The following is a 17564-nucleotide window of genomic DNA, read 5'->3' as shown; positions in this document are numbered from 1 at the left end:
CTCGAAAACCTACTTATCCATTAACAAAGCTCAGTTCTCCCCACTAAGAGGAGAACTGAGCTTTTGATTTTATTGATAATTAATAATCGCAGGGTTTGGATCGAGCTTCAAAACCTCTGCAGGCGACAGCACTGGCTTGTCTTTGTTATAGAAGACCTTGAAGCCACCATACTGCACTGGGTCATTGCGAACGAACTTTCGGTAGAGCGACATTTTAGTGGCATAGTCTCCGTAGCCATCGAAATTGAGGACTACCTCCACATTGTCAGTTGGTTTGATCCTCTGTTTGTTGGTCACCGCATGATCTGTAAATTGATGGACAAGTACAATCTTATCAGGTAAATCTTGTTCTTTAACGAGTTTGGATACGTACTCTACTACCTCTTGAACTTCAGCACCATCAACACTTCCAAGATCGATGCCTGGTGTTTGGCCTTTATCAACGTGGAATTCTGTGTCGATTGCAACGTGAACGTAAGGAAGCTTTAACCATTTCTCAAGTAACTTTACCTGATGAAGAGCGGTATCGCGGCCTAACTGAACGTCAAGCATGAGTAGCGCGTTGTTCTCCTTCGCTAGTTTAGCGTATTCATCGATGTCAGACTCAGAAGTCATATGATAATATAATCCATTAGGTCCGGGATCACGCTGAGCAATTGTTGTAATGAGTTCGATTGTCGGAATGGCAGGGTGAGAGGGATCAGCGTCGGAATAAGCTTGTGTTTGTTTTTTTAATTTCGCCATTAATGCATCCGGCTCCATTTCACCTAATATGCCCATTTTGGTTGAGTTTGGTTGTCCATAATAAGCAACAAGACGATAGTCCTTTAACAAACCGTCCGTTTGATCAGTCGTACCTTCCATTAATGTTTGCCCAACAGGGGTGGTTCTTGTACGGTCGGCACCATGTGCTTCAACAACTGGCATCTTGGCTAACTCTTCTTTGGACATGGTTTCTTCTAGTGGTTTGGCATTTTCGGATGGTTCCATTGGTTCAAACGGTTGTGTTGTTTCTTCTTCTGTGGTTGTTGATGCTTCTTGCGTGTCTTCTTCGTTCATTGCCTGTTGTTCAGACTTCTTATCATCCTTATTGGATGAAGTGGCTGTAGAGTCAGAACAAGCAGAGATGATTGCAACAAGAGCAATAAGAAGGAGAAGGTACAATTTCCTCATGCTGTTCACTTCCTTATAACAGTTATGGTGATGTATTTCGATTGAAATAATTCCACCATTCTATCACATAAAAACCAACTTTTAGTGATTAAAAGTAAAAATAGGTCGAAATAAGTAGTTCAAGGAGAATGAAGAGTAAACTTGTACGTTCCTACATAATAAAGCGGCATGTTATTCAAAGTTAAAAACTTCGTCGAAATATGTCTTGCTTTTGTTCTGTTTATTTGTATAATAAAAGTATAGAAATTTCAGATAATTATAACAAAATGACTAAGGGGAGAATGGGGTATGGCGGAATTTTTGAATGGTATGATTGATGCATGGAATGGAATTCTTTGGGGTTATGTTTTAATCGCAGGACTACTCGGAATTGGGATTTACTTTACGGTTGCTTCACGGTTTGTGCAGTTCCGTTATATTGGGGAAATGGTAAGAGTACTTGGAGAAAAACCAGAGTTTAAAGATGGTTCGAAGAATATATCACCATTTAAATCTTTCTGTGTTGGCGCAGCTACTCGTATAGGAACTGGTAACTTAGCGGGTGTTGCAGTAGCAATCACTCTCGGTGGTCCCGGGGCAATCTTCTGGATGTGGATCGTAGCACTTCTAGGTGGGGCAACAGCATTTATTGAAAGTACATTGGCTCAAGTATACAAAATTAAAGATTCGAAAGCGTTCCGTGGTGGGCCTGCCTATTACATAGAAAAAGGTCTCAAGAAAAGATGGTTAGGAATAATCTTTGCCATTCTAATAGCGATCACTTTCGGACTCATCTTTAACTCTGTTCAAAGTAACACGATCGCGCTAGCATTTGAAAACGCGTTTGGTATGAATCGCCTGGTAGTTGGTTTAATCATCACAGCCGTTACAGGCGTAGTGATCTTTGGTGGCGTTCACCGTATTGCAAACTTATCAAGTGTAATTGTTCCTGTGATGGCGGTTCTTTATCTAGCCATCGCAACAGTAGTAATGTTCATGAACATTACAGAACTACCTTCTGTTATTGCATTAATTGTTAAAAGCGCGTTTGGTTTCGAACAAGCGGTTGGCGGTGCAATTGGTGCAGCAATCATGAACGGAGTAAAACGTGGACTGTTCTCTAACGAAGCTGGTATGGGTAGTGCGCCAAACGCAGCAGCTACTGCAACGACCTCACATCCGGCGAAGCAAGGTCTTATTCAATCATTAGGTGTATTCGTAGATACAATTCTTGTGTGTTCTGCTACGGCATTTATCATCTTACTTGCTCCGGTTTTCAAAACAGGAGAAGTATCAGGAATTGAATTACTACAAAATTCTCTTGATTCACATATTGGCGGATGGGCAGCTGTTTTCATCTCGGCCGCAATTTTCTTGTTTGCATTTAGCTCTATTATTGGTTCTTACTATTATGGAGAAACGAACATTGAATTTATCAAAGAAAGCAAGAAAGCGATTCTCGGTTACCGTATTGCTACAATGGCATTCGTGTTGATTGGTTCTGTTTCTAGTCTAAGTCTTGTATGGAAAATGGCAGATTTATTCATGGCGCTGATGACAGTGATTAACCTGATCGCAATCGGAATGTTAGCGAAAGTCGCAATGAAGGTATTAAAGGATTATGAAATGCAACGTAAGGCAGGAAAGAACCCTGTTTTCAACCCTACTGCACTTGGAATTGAGGGGACAGAAGCATGGGAAGAAAAGCGTGAAGAGAAGAAAGTGGCAGGATAATAGCAATCGGAAAACCAACGTAATATCGTTTTGATAGAGCCTGGAGTTCAGGCTCTTTTTCGTGGCCATAATCAAAATCTCGGTTTAGTACAAAATAAAAAAGCAATGGAAGGCGTAGCCCTCTATTGCTTTCGACTAGTTCTTATTAAAATAATCACTAACCATGCGTCTGTGACTGCCTACCATATTTTCAGGTAGCTCATCAAAGGAGAAATATTTGCATGACAAGCTTTCATCTGGGTTTGCTTTAATCGATCCTGAACAATCTTTCGTGTAGTAAGCAGTTGTAACAGAGTAGAACTCATCGCCATTATCAGCTTTAGTGAAAAATGCTTCTCCTGAGTAAAGTTTGAAGAGAGTAAGGTTTTCAACAGTTAAGCCAGTTTCTTCAAAAGTCTCTCTTGTTGCCGTTTCTTCTGTTGATTCACCAGGTTCCATTAATCCACCAGGCAAGCCCCATCTCTTACTTCGTTCATTCCGTAACTGCAGGAGGATCTCGTCATTCTTGTTAAGGATTAATGTTACTGCACCAACAAGAATGAGCGGGCGGTGGCCAACCAAATCACGTAGCTCTTTTATATAGTTCAAATGAATTCCCCCTCCAACCTATTATAAAGGAAGATCTCTTTTTGAGAAGAGAATGATACCGAGTGCGTATAGAGCTGTCCCAAGAATGAATAGAAACGTGACAGAAGGTCATATCTCGACAGAACCTCTTGCTATTCCAACAGGCCTAAATGTTGCGAATAGAGAGAGATTTACCAACCAATCGAGCTTGTGACTCATTTTTCCTATCAGATCAATACCATAGAATACTATTGTTATTAATCCTGATATTCCAAGTGCTTGGCGTTCATCATTTAGTAATGAAGAGAAGAGAAAAGAGTAGGCGGATATGGCATAGAACAATAACAATCCAACAAGATTCACTTTAATAAAAGTCATAGCCTCAAACGGTTTATTGTCGATCATTAGTTCCGTCCCGATAACACCTGCCATTATCGTTGTTAAACCAATAATGAGCAGACCTGTTATTAGCACTAGACTTTGAGTAAAGGCGACCTTCTTTCTGGAATTAGGTGTGGCTAGTATATAGGCCATCGAGCCACGATCAATCAGACGTGCCATGAGTTGAGATGAAGTCATCAATGAGAAAATCGAAAGGATGACAATATACAATAAGCCGTAGTATTCCCCAGCAATAAAGTCACTAACGTGCTGAAATCCACCTTCCATACCAAATGCAGCTAGGAAACTATCAGGCATAGAGTCCATTAATTCATTGAGGCCAGGCGCATCTGCAACAGAAGGATAGATGCCTATTATAAGAAGTAAATAAAGGGCAGATCCAATCGCATAGCTTGAGATTGATTTAGCGTGGACTTTAAGCATTTTGAAGTATAGCGTCATGTTCATATTTGCGCCTCCCTGTCATAGTAATTCAGAAAGACGTCTTCAAGGTGCTGTTCATGAAGATCGATGTTAAGGATCTCATAAGCTCCAAGTACTTGTATAAATTGATTGTAATCTCCCTGCACTGCAATTTCAGCTCGGTTATCGCTAACAAGAATCACGTTAAGGTGATTTCTCGCTTGTTGCGCTTCTTCGGCAGAACTGAAAGTGACTTCGAACAACCTTCTCTGTTTCTGCTGAAGAGCATGGATGTTTTCAACAATGACAATTTTGCCATCTTTAATAATAGCAGCTCGATCGCAAGTTCGTTCAATTTCTGAGAAACTATGAGACGACATGAGAAAAGTGGTGCCTTTATCTTTCAGTTCGCTGACAATATCAATAAAGATTCGTTGCATGAGAGGATCAAGACCCGAGGTAGGTTCATCTAGAATAATAACTTCTGGCTGATGCATAAAAGCGGCAACAATACCTACTTTTTGCTTCATTCCTTTGGACATTTTTCGTATAGGTGTTTTGACATCAAGTTGAAGTCGTTGAATCAATTCATCACGGTAGTTCGTTTGCTTCAGACCTCGCATGCCACCAATTAGTTTAAGAAATTCTATTCCATCCATTCCATCAAGAAAAGCAATCTCACCTGGAAGGTACCCAACCCGTTCCTGGATCTTTGCAGCATCTTTCCACGTATCCAAGCCAAAGATCGAAGCAGATCCACTGGTTGGCTTCATAAAGCCCATTAAATGACGAATCGTCGTAGACTTACCAGCTCCATTTGGTCCAAGGAATCCGAACACTTCACCTTTTGGAATAGAGAAACGAACATCAAATATCCCTTTTCCATTAGAGAACTCTTTCGTCAGCCCGTTTAATTCAATCATAAGGTTCCTCCTCAATTGATTTTGGACGTTAATCATACTTATCTTTCACTTTGATAATAAATGACAAAATGTCGATATACTAGGAGCATGATGAAATGAATAATTGAAAGGTATTTTAATGTTTTTCTTATTTCTAGTCTCTTTTCTATAGACGATTTTCGTGAAGGTTGTTGCTTTTGAAAGAATTTTTGTATTAAGAATCAAACTCAGCTGATTGGAGCGGAAGGTACTCGACTCCTGCGGGACTAGCGGGACAGGTGAGACCCCACAGGCACGCCTAAGCGTGCCGAGGAGGCTCACCGCCCGCCCCGCGGAAAGCGAGTATCCTGAAGCGGAAATCAACCACTACTTTTATAGGACCAATGTTTATGGGTTAAATGGAAAGGCAACGACCAGTCATAATTCTGAATTACTGTTCATAAACTAAATGTGTGTAAATTTTCACAAAATTTTAACAGTTTGTAACGTAATCTTACCCATTCCTATTGTATAATGAAGTCATCCAGAGGGAAAGTTGGTGAATTCTGTTGAAGAAACTAAAGAAATTGACTTTTAAGCAGTTAGTCGATCAAAATAGAGCAGAACTTCTGAAGAATGAAAAAGAACTTGCTGAAATTGAAAAGCGAATTGATAATAAACACGTATAGTAGTTGAAAAAGCAGCCTGCGGGCTGCTTTTTTGTATATAGTGGAAAATAAATCCTGTGCTAAAATAACGATAAGGAGGCGAGCGAGTGGTGAAGTTACTTAGTGTAAATGTTGGCAAGCCGATTGAGACGGATTATAAAGGAAAGAACATTCAAACAGGAATTTACAAACAGCCAGTAAGCGAAAAGGTTTATGTATCTCGTGAACAAGTAGAAGGAGATGGTCAGGCAGATCTTGTTCATCATGGTGGTTCCGAAAAAGCAATATGTGTCTATCCTAACGAGCATTATTCTTACTGGGAAGAGGAGTTACAATGTCGATTGAAGCCAGGCGCGTTTGGTGAGAATTTCACTTTTTCTGGTTTAGATGAAAATGAAGCACATATTGGAGATATTTACAGAATTGGTGAAACGAGAGTACAGGTTAGCCTCCCAAGGCAGCCGTGTTTCAAGCTTGCGAAGAAGTTTGAGGTCGACAATATGCATCTTTTGGTAATGGAAAATGGATATAGTGGCTATTACCTTCGCGTGTTGGAGGAAGGCTATGTTAAGGAAGAGGATGACATAGTGGTTGAACATCGACCATCTCATGGGGTAACGGTCGCGCTTATTAATCGATTAACGTATCATGATAAAAATGACCGAGTAGGTCTTGAACAGGCAATGCTTGCGAAAGAACTATCGGAGAGCTGGTATAACAAGTTAAGTAAACAGTTAAGCGCGCTATGACAGCGCGCTTTTATTTTTTGGCCATACGATAATAGAAGATGATCAACATGATAATCGTAACGATTGTAACAGTATATTTAACGAGTTGCATAAGTTCCATGGCTTTCTCCTAACGAGAAAAGCTGGAACCAAAAGGATCCAGCTTCTCTAAAGGTTAAACTACTTTTTCTTTTAATGCTTTCCCTGGCTTGAAGGCAGGTGTTTTAGAAGCCTGAATCAGGATTTCTTCACCTGTTTGTGGATTGCGTCCTTTACGTGCTGAACGTTCTCTTACCTCGAAGTTCCCGAAACCTACTAGTTGAACCTTTTCACCTTTGGCAAGCGCTTCAGCAATCGTATCCATCAATGTGTCTACAACTCTCGCAGTATCTTTTTTTGATAGTTCTGCTCTTTCTGCAACAGTCGTCAATAGTTCTGCTTTATTCATCACATTCATCCTTTCTGATTTTGCTAGTTTCATTTCTATAGCTCCATTTTCACCAGTCTATCGCGTTTTTATACATCGAATTCATGATTTAATCGCATAAAAAAAGAGATTCTAAAGCGAATCTCTGGCTTATTTGTTAACTTAGTAGTTGGAAAGTTGTTTGTACTCTTTTTCGAGGTCAGTCAGCGTGCAGTGATACAGGTGTTGATCTGCGGTAGAATAAGCTCCTGCTTCAATAAGTTTAGAGATGTAATAGTGGCGTCGTTGTTCAAGAGCTTTTCTGAGCTGATTTACTTCCATGAGCACAACCTCCTTATCAATTTTTTATTCCCAGTATGTCCTGAGATCATGTCCTTTAATCGGAATCCGATGTAACAGTATCGACAATTTTTCAGTTTGTGTAATACATAGATAAAGGATGTTACGTAATGAATAAGAAACAAATCGTTCAAGCCATTGAGGCGATTCAATGGGATTATGAAGAAGCTCTTGTACCTGAATCTATTCACTATATTCAAAAAGATGACGTTGTGATGATAAAAAATGAAAAATCAACGAGTATCTATGCGAATAAGGTGGTTAGATTCGATAAAAGTTATGAAGAAATAGACGAAGTGTTTGCTTTTTTTGAAGGATGTCCATTTTCATGGTGGGTTCGTGTAGGTTCACAATCTAGTGAACTTGAAGCTGAGTTAGCTAATCGAGGAATGCGTCATTTCGATACCTATATTGGGTTAGCGAAAGAACTTTATAAGAATGAGGAAGAGGTCGATTCAAAGTACGTTTATAGAGAAGTAACGACAGAAAAGGATGCTCTTCTGCATGCTCAGGTCGCAAGTCAAATATGGAATTATGATAAAAACACGCAACAGGCTGCCTTCTCTGAAAGAAGGAAATATGTAAAGCTTTCTAATCGACGAGGAGGGTATATGATTGTACTTGATGAATTGCCTATCGCGTACTCTAATTATCGTTATAGTCACGATTACACTGTTCTTTATTTGAATGGTGCCGGGGTAATCGAACCATATAGAGGGAAAGGGGTCTACCGCGAAATGGTTGCAAGAAGATTAAACGAAGCAATTCGAATAGGATGTCAGCTAGTCGTGACCCAAGCAAAGCGGGGGACGTCTGAGCCAATTCTGAAAAAAGCTGGTTTCATTGAGTATGCAACGTATAAACAATTTGTAACAAATCACTAAGGATCGAAACGCTTTAGTAAAATAGAACGAAAGCTGCTAAGAAATTAGATGGGAAAATAGACCATAAAGGACTGGACATACGAGCCACTTTTATCAGATAATTCTGGTAAAGGAAAGGGAGGCGCTGATTATTAGTGAAATAAAGTTAATACCATTCGTTGTTAATGCTGTCGTAAAACAAGCTGATGCTCTTCCAGATGGAGTTGAGATGATACAAGCTCCTGCTATCTGGGATGCAGCTCAAAAAGGGAAAGATAGAGTTATTGCAATTGTTGACACAGGCTGTCAGATCGACCACCCTGATCTTCAATCTCGTATCATTGACGGTAGAAATTTCACAGAAGATTTTGGTGGAGCCAAAGACCGTTTCGATGATAATAATGGTCATGGAACGCACGTTGCTGGAACGATAGCGGCGGTAGGTGGAGAAAAAGGTGTAAAAGGTGTAGCGCCTAATTCCAAGCTTTTAATCGTAAAGGTGCTTAATGGAGCAGGTAGCGGATCCTATCAATCCATTATTGAAGGCATTCGTTATGCAACTGATTGGAAGGGTCCAAATGGTGAGCGTGTTAACGTAATTTCAATGTCACTTGGTGGACCGTCGGATTTGCCTGAGCTCCATGAAGCCATTAAGGATGCTGTTAACCAAAATATTTCTGTTGTATGCGCAGCTGGTAATGAAGGTGATGCACGAGAGGATACGCCAGAATTTGCTTATCCAGGTGCTTATAATGAAGTAATTGAAGTAGGAGCTGCGTCATTTCAAAGGACGCTTGCACCATTCTCTAACACAAATAACGAGATTGATTTAATTGCACCAGGCGTTAATATTCTATCCACATATCCTGGTGGTGAATATGCTGTACTCTCTGGAACATCTATGGCAACTCCGCATGTTTCAGGTGCTTTAGCGCTTATAATGAACGTATCAGAAAGTGAATTCAAGCGTTCGTTAAGTGAAGCTGAAATTTATGCACAGTTAATTAGAAGGACTATACCAATGGGATCTACTAAGCAAGCTGAAGGTAATGGACTGCTTGCATTAGGGTTAATTAAACAGTTGGAATCACTCTTTAGTATCTATACAACAACGTGGAATAAGCAAGAAGTGAAAAACGAAGAAGTAACTAAATCGAATTAACAGAAAGAAGACCTTTTCGTAGAACGAAAAGGTCTTCTTTCTGTTAGGACATAAATCCCTCTGCGCTAATAACGCAGAGGGATTTATGTCCTAGAGTGGAAGAACGTAGAACAGCACACAGAAGAAATGAGCTAACGTTCCTCCTACAACAAATAAATGCCAGACAGCATGATGATACTTAAAAGCTCTCCAAACGTAGAAGATAGCACCAATGGTATAAAGAACTCCTCCGATAATTAGAAGCAACATACCGTTCGGATGTAGATTCTGAGTCAGAGGATTCCAGGCTAGAACAATCAGCCATCCCATTAGTACATACAGAATGGTAGAAATAAATAGAAACTTTTTCACGAAAAAAGCTTTAAAGACCGTTCCAGCTATCGCAAGCCCCCATACGATTCCAAATAGCGTCCAGCCAAGGGGGCCTTCAATGACGATAAACAAAAATGGCGTATACGTTCCAGCTATAAAAAAATAGATGGATGAATGGTCGAGTATTTCAAAAAAGTCTTTCGCTCTTCCTTCGGGGAAGCTATGCACAAGAGTGGATGCTGTATATAGCAATAGCATCGTTGCTCCAAACAGTGTGAAGCTGACAATGTGCCACGCAGTTCCATAACGTGATGCAAAAACAATTAAAATGACAAGGGCAGCAATACTAATTAGAGCGCCAATTCCGTGAGTAATATAATTCGCACGCTCTTCACCAACAGAAAACGTATGAGTTGTCATGATTCGCATCATTCCTTTAAATCAGTTATAAGCAGTATACAACATGGAACCATGTTAGTCATGTTAAGAAAGAATTAATTCTTGTTCTTTCTTAGTTTTTCGGCTTCATTTAATAAATGGTATGTGTAGAAATCCTTTTCCTCTATTTGTTCGGTTACGGCTTCCATTACGAGAAACTCCTCTGCAATTTCCTCCCGAACAGACGCTAGAAGTTTCTCACTATCGGTCGTTACCAATTTGTTTTTTGGATCCATCATTATAAATACGCTCCTTTACCAAATGAATGATAGTATCATTCTGCCTAAGGAAGCGAAATTTATTCGAATAAGCAAGAAGTTCACACTGAACACAAGATGCTTCTTGATTTTTGACTCTTTTCTAAAGATTGTTTCTTTTGAAAGAATTTTTGTATAGAAATCCCCCTCACTTAAAGGGATTCTGTAAAAAATCAACCGTTTTATCGCAACTCCCTCTACGAAACTGTCTTATTTTTTTACGATGGAACGATACACATGATATCCACTTGTTGATACACCAATTGTTCCAGCACCTGGAAAGACGCTATCTCCACAAAGCCACAAACCATTTATTCCAGTTCTGTGAGAGAGGCTGTTAAATAAACTATATTCATTTGTTTGTGGAAAGCCACCAACCATTCCTTTTGGTCGTTTTGTGAACCTTTCCCAAGCACGAGGAGCACCCGTCATCTGCAACTCAATGCCATCCCTTACATGAGGTATAACTCGTTCAATCCCTGACAACATTTTTTCAGTTAACGTTTCTTTGTATTGATCATATTTCTCTTTCGTATCCCAATGATGGAGCTCTGTATGTGTGCTAACTGTAAGGGTACGGAAACCTTGTGGTGCACGATTTGTATCATTTGATTTGGAAAGCGATAGAAACAGGTGATTCCCTTCTGTCATTGATCCGTCGGTTAGCACTTGGTTAAAGAGAGCGGTGTACTCAGGAATAACGTTCTCATTTATTGCAAGATACATTGTAAAAGCACCCCATTGTGCTATCTTGCTCCTTTTCACTAGCTTAGCAGGTAACTGGTCTTGGAGAGGCTCTGGGAGAAGGGGAACGAAGCCCTGTATAGGTAAGTTACATACTAGATGATCTGCTCGCCAGCTTTCGCCTTTCTGATCAATAGCAACCCACCGTCCGTTTTCTTTTCGTATCGTTTGAATTTGTTTTCTTCGGAAGGTTCTCCCTCCATGATCCTCAATATACTTCTGAAGCGTTTCAGCAATTTTGTATAATCCGCCTTCAGTATAATAGGCTCCCTCATGATAAATATCAAGCGCAAGTGCACCCATTAATGCTGAGCAATCCAGGCTGGTTGTTTGCATACTATCGATTAATTGGCCATCAATAAAATGCTGAAACGAAGGAGCTTCATCTAAACCATGTTTCTTTAACAGATCGCCTACTGTTTTTCGTAAATATGGTAAGAGAATTGGAGTGCCAGGCTTAAGAGAAAAAAATAACTTTGTCCACTCAGAAAGGGTAACGGGAGGAACAACAGGGAGCGGCTCAATTAATTTCCTGACTTCAGCACCAATTTTCCAAACTTCTTTATAGAAGGAAATGATTTTACTTGCATGTTCAGGAAATTGAGATGAGCACTCGGATAGGTGTCGATTACGATCAGCATAATAAGGCATAACAAGACTACCATTATAAACTCTCATAACTTCGTCAAGTGCAAGAGCAGGAAAAGACAAATTTAGCTCTTTGAATATGCGGTGATGAATGCCACCTTCTTCAAAACCCATTCCCATCGTAGCCCCAACTGGAAACAGAAACTTACCTCTACTGAACTTGCCTGCAGAGCCACCCCATTCATTTGAAGCTTCTAATACTGTAACGTGGTGGCCATCTTTCGTAAGCAAAGCACCAGCAGTCAATCCACCAATGCCGCCTCCAATAATGATGATTTCCAAAATAATCCCCCCATGATGAACGAACCTTCTTTTATTTTCTATTATAAACGTAGCACTTCTTACAAGCATGTATGAATGTGTGTAGCTTATACTCACAACATGTATATAGAGTAGAATAATATGAAAATTCCATGTTTGTACCATGGTACTTGTCCAGCCAACTTATACTATAGAACATAAGATAAGGTAAGAGTGAGGTTAGGTCCCCCCCTTCGCAAAACTCACTCTATGTGGCCCATATTGAGTCAGGGATTTCCCTGGCTTTTTTTAAATTCAATAACAACATCCTTTTTGAAAGGCTCTTTCCTAAGATAAGAGTTGGTTTTGAATGAGTTTTTGCTAGAAAGCCACACTTCGCTAATTGAAGCGGAAATTAACTCTCTCCTATAGCAACCATGCCTACAAAAAAACATCTACGAAAACAGCGTTTTATTTAACAGGATTCGACTGTTTCCAACGTTCTGCCCTCTATCACAACAGAGTTTCTACGAATCCTCTTTAAGAAGGGGGAATGACCTTGCTAGAAATAATTGAAATAGGGAAAAATGAACACGGTCGTGAGTTAACCATCCGTGAGTTGATTAAGAAACTTGAAGACCATCCTCTTGACCCGGGTTTTGAGCAGAGCGGAAATTTCATTTTTCCATATCAGCCCGTTCGAGATGCAAAAAGATATGCTGGGTGTAAGGCATTTTTCGGAGACTTTGCAATGATTTCATGTCGCTTTTTTATTGTGACAGACGAGAAAGTACTCATTGAAGAATTGATTATAGCTATTAAAGAAAATCAGGAACGAATTGATTACGGAAGGTTACGAGATCTACAGTTGAACGGTCGAGTATCACATTAACTATGTTATAATCAGGATATTCTGCTCGTGATTGGAGTGATTGAAATGAGTATAGAAACACTTCAGGAACAAGTCGATGGGTTAATGGAAAAGTATACAGAACTGCTCCTAGGTGAAAGCAATGATGAGCTTAAGGAGAAAGTGAAAATCTGGGCCATGTACACACATCTATCTAAGACAATGCCGCCGCTTGCAAAGCATTGGAATCAAACATATCCTGAAGCGAAAGATGCAATGAAAGAGCTAGTGTCTGAGATCAAGACCATGAATGAAGAGCATCGCAAAACGCAGGAAGAACGTAAATCAGATTAAAGAAATCAGGTTAACCTGGTTTCTTTTTTGTTGTCTTTTTTCTAATGATTTTTTGATTTAAGAGGTTTTTTTATAAGGCTCTTTTCTCAAAGATAGTTGCTTTTGAAAGAATTTTTGAATAAAGAATCAAACATGACTGATTGGAGCGGAAGGTGCTCGACTCCTGCGGGACTAGCGGGACAGGTGAGACCCCACAGGCACAATGTTTTTGTGCGCCGAGGAGGCTCACCGCCCGCCCCGCGGAAAGCGAGCATCCTGGAGCGGAAATCCCTCACTCTTATAGCAACAATGTTTACGAAAAAAGCCTTTCATAGAAACTTACATTCAAAGGTGATTTTAGCGGAAAACACCCGCTTTATAGCTACAATTGCAATGAAAAACCATTTTGATAAGGGCTATTAAAGTATCAACTAAGTAAAGAATGAAATATACTATTCTATCTCTATGTTTTTAAATGGGTCTTTTCTAAAAAATTCTTACTTTTGAAAGAATTTTCTGTGTAAATGTGCCCACTTAGCTGATTGGAGCGGAAGGATGCTCGACTCCTGCGGGACTAGCGGGACAGGTGAGACCCCGCAGGCGATGTTCTTGCGCCGAGGAGGCTCAGCGCCCGCCCCGCGGAAAGCGAGCATCCTGTAGCGGAAATCAACCTCTACCCTTATAGCCACAAAGTTTACGAAAAGAGCCTTTTAGATTTGGTTTTATAGGGTATTGTTAGATAAAACAGTCATTATTTAACAGAATTAATTCAAGAGAAAATCTATCAAATATAGACCTATTCATAGCATAACATGGTAGAATAGCATTAAAGGCGAAATATGGCGGTTTTTGGGTTTATATGCCGTTTTTCTCCACTATATATTTTTATGACGCAATGTATGCGTTTTCATGGAGGGGTTATGATGGAACAAGTAATGCGTAATTTCTTTTTATACATGGGGAAGAACAGAGTAGCCACTAAAGTAGCCAAGCGATACGGTATGCGTTTTGGGGCGAGTCGTTTTGTAGCAGGTGCTTCTCTTGATAGCTCTGTTCATGCGATTAAGAAGTTAAACCAAAAAGGTCTATCTGTCACAATTGATCACCTTGGCGAATTTGTTGATAACGCAGCAGAAGCTGACGAAATGACGAAACATTGTATCGAAGCAATCGAACGAATTGCTGCAGAGAACCTTGATTCACAGCTTTCACTTAAACTAACGTCAATGGGACTAGACATTGATTATGATATGACATTAAAGAACATGCGCAAGATTCTTGAAGCCGCCGATATGCACGATGTTTTTGTCACAATTGATATGGAAGATTTCGAAAGATGCGACAAGACAATTGAGATGTTTACTGAGCTTAAGAAAGAGTTTGGAAACATTGGTACAGTTCTTCAGGCCTATCTCTATCGAGTAGCTGATGATGTAGCAAATTTGAACGAATTTTCTCCTAATTTGAGACTAGTAAAAGGTGCTTATAAAGAGTCACCTAAAGTTGCTTTTCCAGACAAAAAAGATGTGGATGAGAACTTTAAGAAGATTATAAGAATGCATTTATTGAATGGGAATTATACTGCGATTGCAACACATGATGATCAGATTATCGAATACACGAAGAAGCTTGTTCAGGAATATAATATTCCGCGTAGTCAATTTGAATTTCAAATGTTATATGGTATCTGTGTAGATCGGCAGGAAGATCTTCTTAAAGACGGCTATAAGATGAGAGTGTATGTTCCTTATGGGAAAGATTGGTATGGTTACTTTATGAGACGTCTTGCTGAACGTCCAGCAAACGTAGCATTTGTTCTAAAAGGAATGATGAAATAAAGGAGAGCGGACCAATGTCCGCTTTCAACCAATTTGAAAAAGAATGAAATTTGTCAAAAAAATCCTCGCATCATATTGCTAAATTTCAGAATATATTTTATAGTATAAACAGAGGAAATAATCTCGCTCTTTTTTTTGAACTAAAAATGAATGAGCATTCATTCAACAGGGGAGGTTCGCTATGACACGTAGCATTCATAAAGTCGCTGTATTAGGAGCAGGAGTAATGGGATCAGGCATTGCCGCCCACCTGGCGAATGTAGGGATACCAAGTCTTTTATTAGATATTGCACCAAAAGAACCGAATGAAAAAGAAAAAGCAAAGGGCCTGACGCTTGAAGATCGGGCAGTTCGAAACCGCCTTGCAGCTGATGCGATTGAGAAGCTGAAGAAGCAAAAGCCAGCACCACTTTCTAAGAAAGACCATATTCAATTAATTGAAGCAGGGAATATGGAAGATGACATGGAGCGACTTAAAGAAGTTGATTGGATTATTGAAGTTGTAGTTGAAAATCTAGAAATCAAAAAGAAAGTATACAAAAAAGTTGATGAATGCAGACGTCCTGGAACGATTGTTAGCTCAAACACCTCAGGTATTTCTGTTGAGGCAATGGCTGAAGGGCGATCCGAGGATTTCAGAAAGCATTTTCTAGGCACACACTTTTTTAATCCGCCTCGTTATTTAAAGCTTCTTGAAGTGATCCCAACAAAGGACACAAGTCCTGAAGTGCTTTCATATATGAAGACATTTGGTGAGGATGTACTTGGTAAAGGTGTAGTAGAAACCAAGGATACGCCAAACTTTATTGCCAATCGAATTGGAACATACGGTCTTCTCGTAACGGTTAGGGAGATGTTAGCTCGTAATTTCTCTGTTGGAGAAGTTGATTCTATAACAGGTCCAGCTATAGGCCGACCAAAAAGTGCAACATTTAGAACGCTTGACGTTGTAGGACTTGATACATTTATCCACGTTGCGAACAATGTTTACGATCAAGTAGAAGGTGAAGAGAAAGAAGTTTTCCGCATTCCTGACTTTATGCAACAAATGAAGGAACAAGGATGGATTGGAGCTAAAGCAGGGCAAGGCTTCTTTGTAAAGAAAAAAGGAGCAAAAGGAAGCGAAATTCTCGAATTAAACCCTTCTACTATGGAATACGAACAGAGACAGAAATTGAAGACGGCGTCTGTAGAGGCAAGTAAGCAGGCCAAATCCAAAGCAGATAAACTGAAAGCGCTTGCGTATGCGAATGATCGCGCTGGTGAGTTAATCTGGAACATTATGAAACCTGTATTGCTTTATTCGGCAGAGAAGGTATACGAAATTGCTGATGATATCGATGCAGTCGACCGTGCCATGAAATGGGGCTTTGGCTGGGAGATGGGTCCTTTTGAAACATGGGATGCACTCGGAGTGGAAAAGTCAGTTGCACGTATGAAGGATGAAGGCGAAACGATTCCAGCATGGGTAGACGAGATGCTCGCTTCAGGTATTACTTCCTTCTACAACCAGGACGGTGGAAGTCAATCATTCTACCATAAAGGTGATCACAAAAAAGTAGTAGAGAGTAAAAAAATTATTCACCTTAAAGGGCTAAAAGCTCAGGATCGGGTGATTAAAAAGAACACAGGTGCCACACTTCTTGACCTTGGAGATGGGGTAGCTGGACTTGAATTCCACTCACCAAACAATGCAATCGGAATGGATATTCTCCAAATGATTAACGAAGCAGTTGATGAAACGGAGAAAAATTTCGAAGGGCTTGTAATTGGTAACCAAGGGAAAAACTTCTGTGTTGGAGCTAACGTTGCATATATGTTGATGGAGGCTCAGGATGATAACTTCTTCGAAATTGAAATGGTTGCAAGGAAGTTCCAACAGTCAATGGGACGTATTCGTTACTCGAAGAAACCGGTCGTTGCAGCACCTTTCCAGATGGCACTTGGTGGTGGGGCAGAAGTGTGTATGCCTGCTGCATCCATTCAAGCATCATTTGAAACTTATATGGGACTTGTCGAAGTAGGCGTTGGAATAATTCCTGGCGGAGGCGGTAATAAAGAACTTTACTTACGCCAGCTTGAACAAATTCCTCCTGGCGTAAATGTAAACCTTACCGATATTGCAGCAAACGTATTTGAAACAATTGCAATGGCGAAGGTTTCAACATCCGCACATGAAGCCCAGGAACGAGGGTTCATTCGTCCTCAAGACGGCATTAGTGCAAATGCAGATCATGTTCTCCATGATGCGAAAGAAAAGGTGCTTTTCCTTGCTGAGCAGGGATATCAGCCACCGGTAGCTAAGAAGATTCCTGTAGCTGGAGAAGCTGGATACGCAGCTATGCTAATGGGAGCGAAAACGATGAAGTGGAGCGGCTACTTATCAGATCATGATTTAAAGATTGCAGAAAAGCTTGCGCACGTCATTGCTGGTGGAAAAGTTAAAGAAGGCACTTATGTAGATGAGCAATATCTTCTAGATCTTGAGCGCGAAGCGTTCCTCAGCCTGCTAGGAGAGCCAAAAACGCAAGCAAGAATGCAGCACATGTTAGTAAAAGGAAAACCGCTGCGCAACTAGT

The 17564-nt window shown here is 40.2% G+C and carries 18 protein-coding genes; 9 read left to right on the top strand and 9 right to left on the bottom strand.

Going from position 1 to position 17564, the window contains the following annotated elements; genetic code table 11:
• Positions 1–69: 69 nt before the first annotated feature.
• Positions 70–1173 carry a hypothetical protein gene (locus tag JI666_RS14560; protein WP_206893060.1) on the bottom strand — a complete coding sequence of 368 codons (1104 nt, stop codon included), beginning with the start codon at positions 1171–1173 and terminating at the stop codon, positions 70–72.
• A 288-nt stretch (positions 1174–1461) separates the two neighbouring features.
• Between JI666_RS14560 and JI666_RS14555 the strand changes: the two genes are divergently transcribed.
• Complete coding sequence (locus JI666_RS14555; protein WP_206893059.1) at positions 1462–2886, top strand: alanine/glycine:cation symporter family protein; 1425 nt, start codon at positions 1462–1464, stop codon at positions 2884–2886.
• A 135-nt stretch (positions 2887–3021) separates the two neighbouring features.
• Here the strand turns inward: JI666_RS14555 and JI666_RS14550 are convergent, their stop codons facing one another.
• The 3 genes from JI666_RS14550 to JI666_RS14540 all read right to left on the bottom strand — a co-directional run bounded on the left by JI666_RS14550 (position 3022) and on the right by JI666_RS14540 (position 5180).
• Complete coding sequence (locus JI666_RS14550) at positions 3022–3474, bottom strand: NUDIX hydrolase (RefSeq protein WP_206893057.1); 453 nt, start codon at positions 3472–3474, stop codon at positions 3022–3024.
• Between the two features lie 108 nt (positions 3475–3582).
• Positions 3583–4302, bottom strand: a complete 720-nt coding sequence (locus JI666_RS14545) for an ABC transporter permease subunit (RefSeq protein WP_286170843.1) — start codon at positions 4300–4302, stop codon at positions 3583–3585.
• Entirely contained in the window at positions 4299–5180 is an 882-nt protein-coding gene (locus JI666_RS14540; protein WP_206893055.1) for an ABC transporter ATP-binding protein, read from the bottom strand. Before JI666_RS14540 ends, JI666_RS14545 begins: the two co-directional genes overlap by 4 nt.
• 527 nt (positions 5181–5707) lie before the next feature.
• On the opposite strand from JI666_RS14540, the gene JI666_RS14535 reads away from it, so the two are divergent.
• Together JI666_RS14535 and JI666_RS21940 are read left to right on the top strand one after the other, a co-directional pair.
• Positions 5708–5827: an FbpB family small basic protein gene (locus JI666_RS14535; RefSeq protein WP_136948021.1), complete on the top strand. Its 120-nt coding sequence runs from the start codon at positions 5708–5710 to the stop codon at positions 5825–5827.
• Between the two features lie 86 nt (positions 5828–5913).
• Positions 5914–6555: an MOSC domain-containing protein gene (locus JI666_RS21940; protein WP_206893053.1), complete on the top strand. Its 642-nt coding sequence runs from the start codon at positions 5914–5916 to the stop codon at positions 6553–6555.
• A 154-nt stretch (positions 6556–6709) separates the two neighbouring features.
• Here the strand turns inward: JI666_RS21940 and hbs are convergent, their stop codons facing one another.
• A complete protein-coding gene (gene hbs / locus JI666_RS14525) occupies positions 6710–7015 on the bottom strand; it encodes a non-specific DNA-binding protein Hbs (protein ID WP_286170842.1) in 306 nt (101 codons plus the stop codon).
• A 108-nt stretch (positions 7016–7123) separates the two neighbouring features.
• Entirely contained in the window at positions 7124–7282 is a 159-nt protein-coding gene (gene fbpA / locus JI666_RS14520; protein WP_084006575.1) for a Fur-regulated basic protein FbpA, read from the bottom strand.
• Positions 7283–7410: 128 nt separating this feature from the next.
• Here fbpA and JI666_RS14515 point away from each other — a divergent pair, with 128 nt between their 5' ends.
• A complete protein-coding gene (locus JI666_RS14515) occupies positions 7411–8184 on the top strand; it encodes a GNAT family N-acetyltransferase (protein ID WP_206893052.1) in 774 nt (257 codons plus the stop codon).
• Positions 8185–8314: 130 nt separating this feature from the next.
• The gene (locus JI666_RS14510) at positions 8315–9325 is read left to right on the top strand and encodes a S8 family peptidase (RefSeq protein ID WP_349769344.1); all 1011 of its coding nucleotides are present in this window, start codon (positions 8315–8317) and stop codon (positions 9323–9325) included.
• A gap of 90 nt (positions 9326–9415) precedes the next feature.
• Here the strand turns inward: JI666_RS14510 and trhA are convergent, their stop codons facing one another.
• The 3 genes from trhA to JI666_RS14495 form a co-directional block, all read right to left on the bottom strand.
• A complete protein-coding gene (gene trhA / locus JI666_RS14505) occupies positions 9416–10060 on the bottom strand; it encodes a PAQR family membrane homeostasis protein TrhA (protein WP_206893158.1) in 645 nt (214 codons plus the stop codon).
• A 71-nt stretch (positions 10061–10131) separates the two neighbouring features.
• Complete coding sequence (locus JI666_RS14500; RefSeq protein WP_206893049.1) at positions 10132–10314, bottom strand: hypothetical protein; 183 nt, start codon at positions 10312–10314, stop codon at positions 10132–10134.
• 228 nt (positions 10315–10542) lie between these two features.
• Positions 10543–12006 carry an FAD-dependent oxidoreductase gene (locus JI666_RS14495; protein ID WP_286170841.1) on the bottom strand — a complete coding sequence of 488 codons (1464 nt, stop codon included), beginning with the start codon at positions 12004–12006 and terminating at the stop codon, positions 10543–10545.
• A gap of 517 nt (positions 12007–12523) precedes the next feature.
• Between JI666_RS14495 and JI666_RS14490 the strand changes: the two genes are divergently transcribed.
• The 4 genes from JI666_RS14490 to JI666_RS14475 all read left to right on the top strand — a co-directional run bounded on the left by JI666_RS14490 (position 12524) and on the right by JI666_RS14475 (position 17563).
• Positions 12524–12856, top strand: a complete 333-nt coding sequence (locus JI666_RS14490; RefSeq protein WP_206893047.1) for a hypothetical protein — start codon at positions 12524–12526, stop codon at positions 12854–12856.
• Between the two features lie 45 nt (positions 12857–12901).
• Positions 12902–13168 carry a YusU family protein gene (locus JI666_RS14485; RefSeq protein WP_206893046.1) on the top strand — a complete coding sequence of 89 codons (267 nt, stop codon included), beginning with the start codon at positions 12902–12904 and terminating at the stop codon, positions 13166–13168.
• 902 nt (positions 13169–14070) lie between these two features.
• Positions 14071–14985 (top strand): proline dehydrogenase family protein, encoded by a 915-nt coding sequence (locus tag JI666_RS14480; RefSeq protein ID WP_206893155.1) that lies wholly within the window; start codon positions 14071–14073, stop codon positions 14983–14985.
• 181 nt (positions 14986–15166) lie between these two features.
• The gene (locus tag JI666_RS14475; protein WP_206893044.1) at positions 15167–17563 is read left to right on the top strand and encodes a 3-hydroxyacyl-CoA dehydrogenase/enoyl-CoA hydratase family protein; all 2397 of its coding nucleotides are present in this window, start codon (positions 15167–15169) and stop codon (positions 17561–17563) included.
• The last annotated feature ends 1 nt before the right edge of the window (position 17564 follow it).

The organism is Bacillus sp. NTK071 (assembly GCF_017303315.1).
Lineage (GTDB): Bacteria > Bacillota > Bacilli > Bacillales > Guptibacillaceae > Guptibacillus.
Note: the sequence above shows the minus strand (reverse complement) of the source record. Positions and strands in the feature narration are given on the sequence as shown.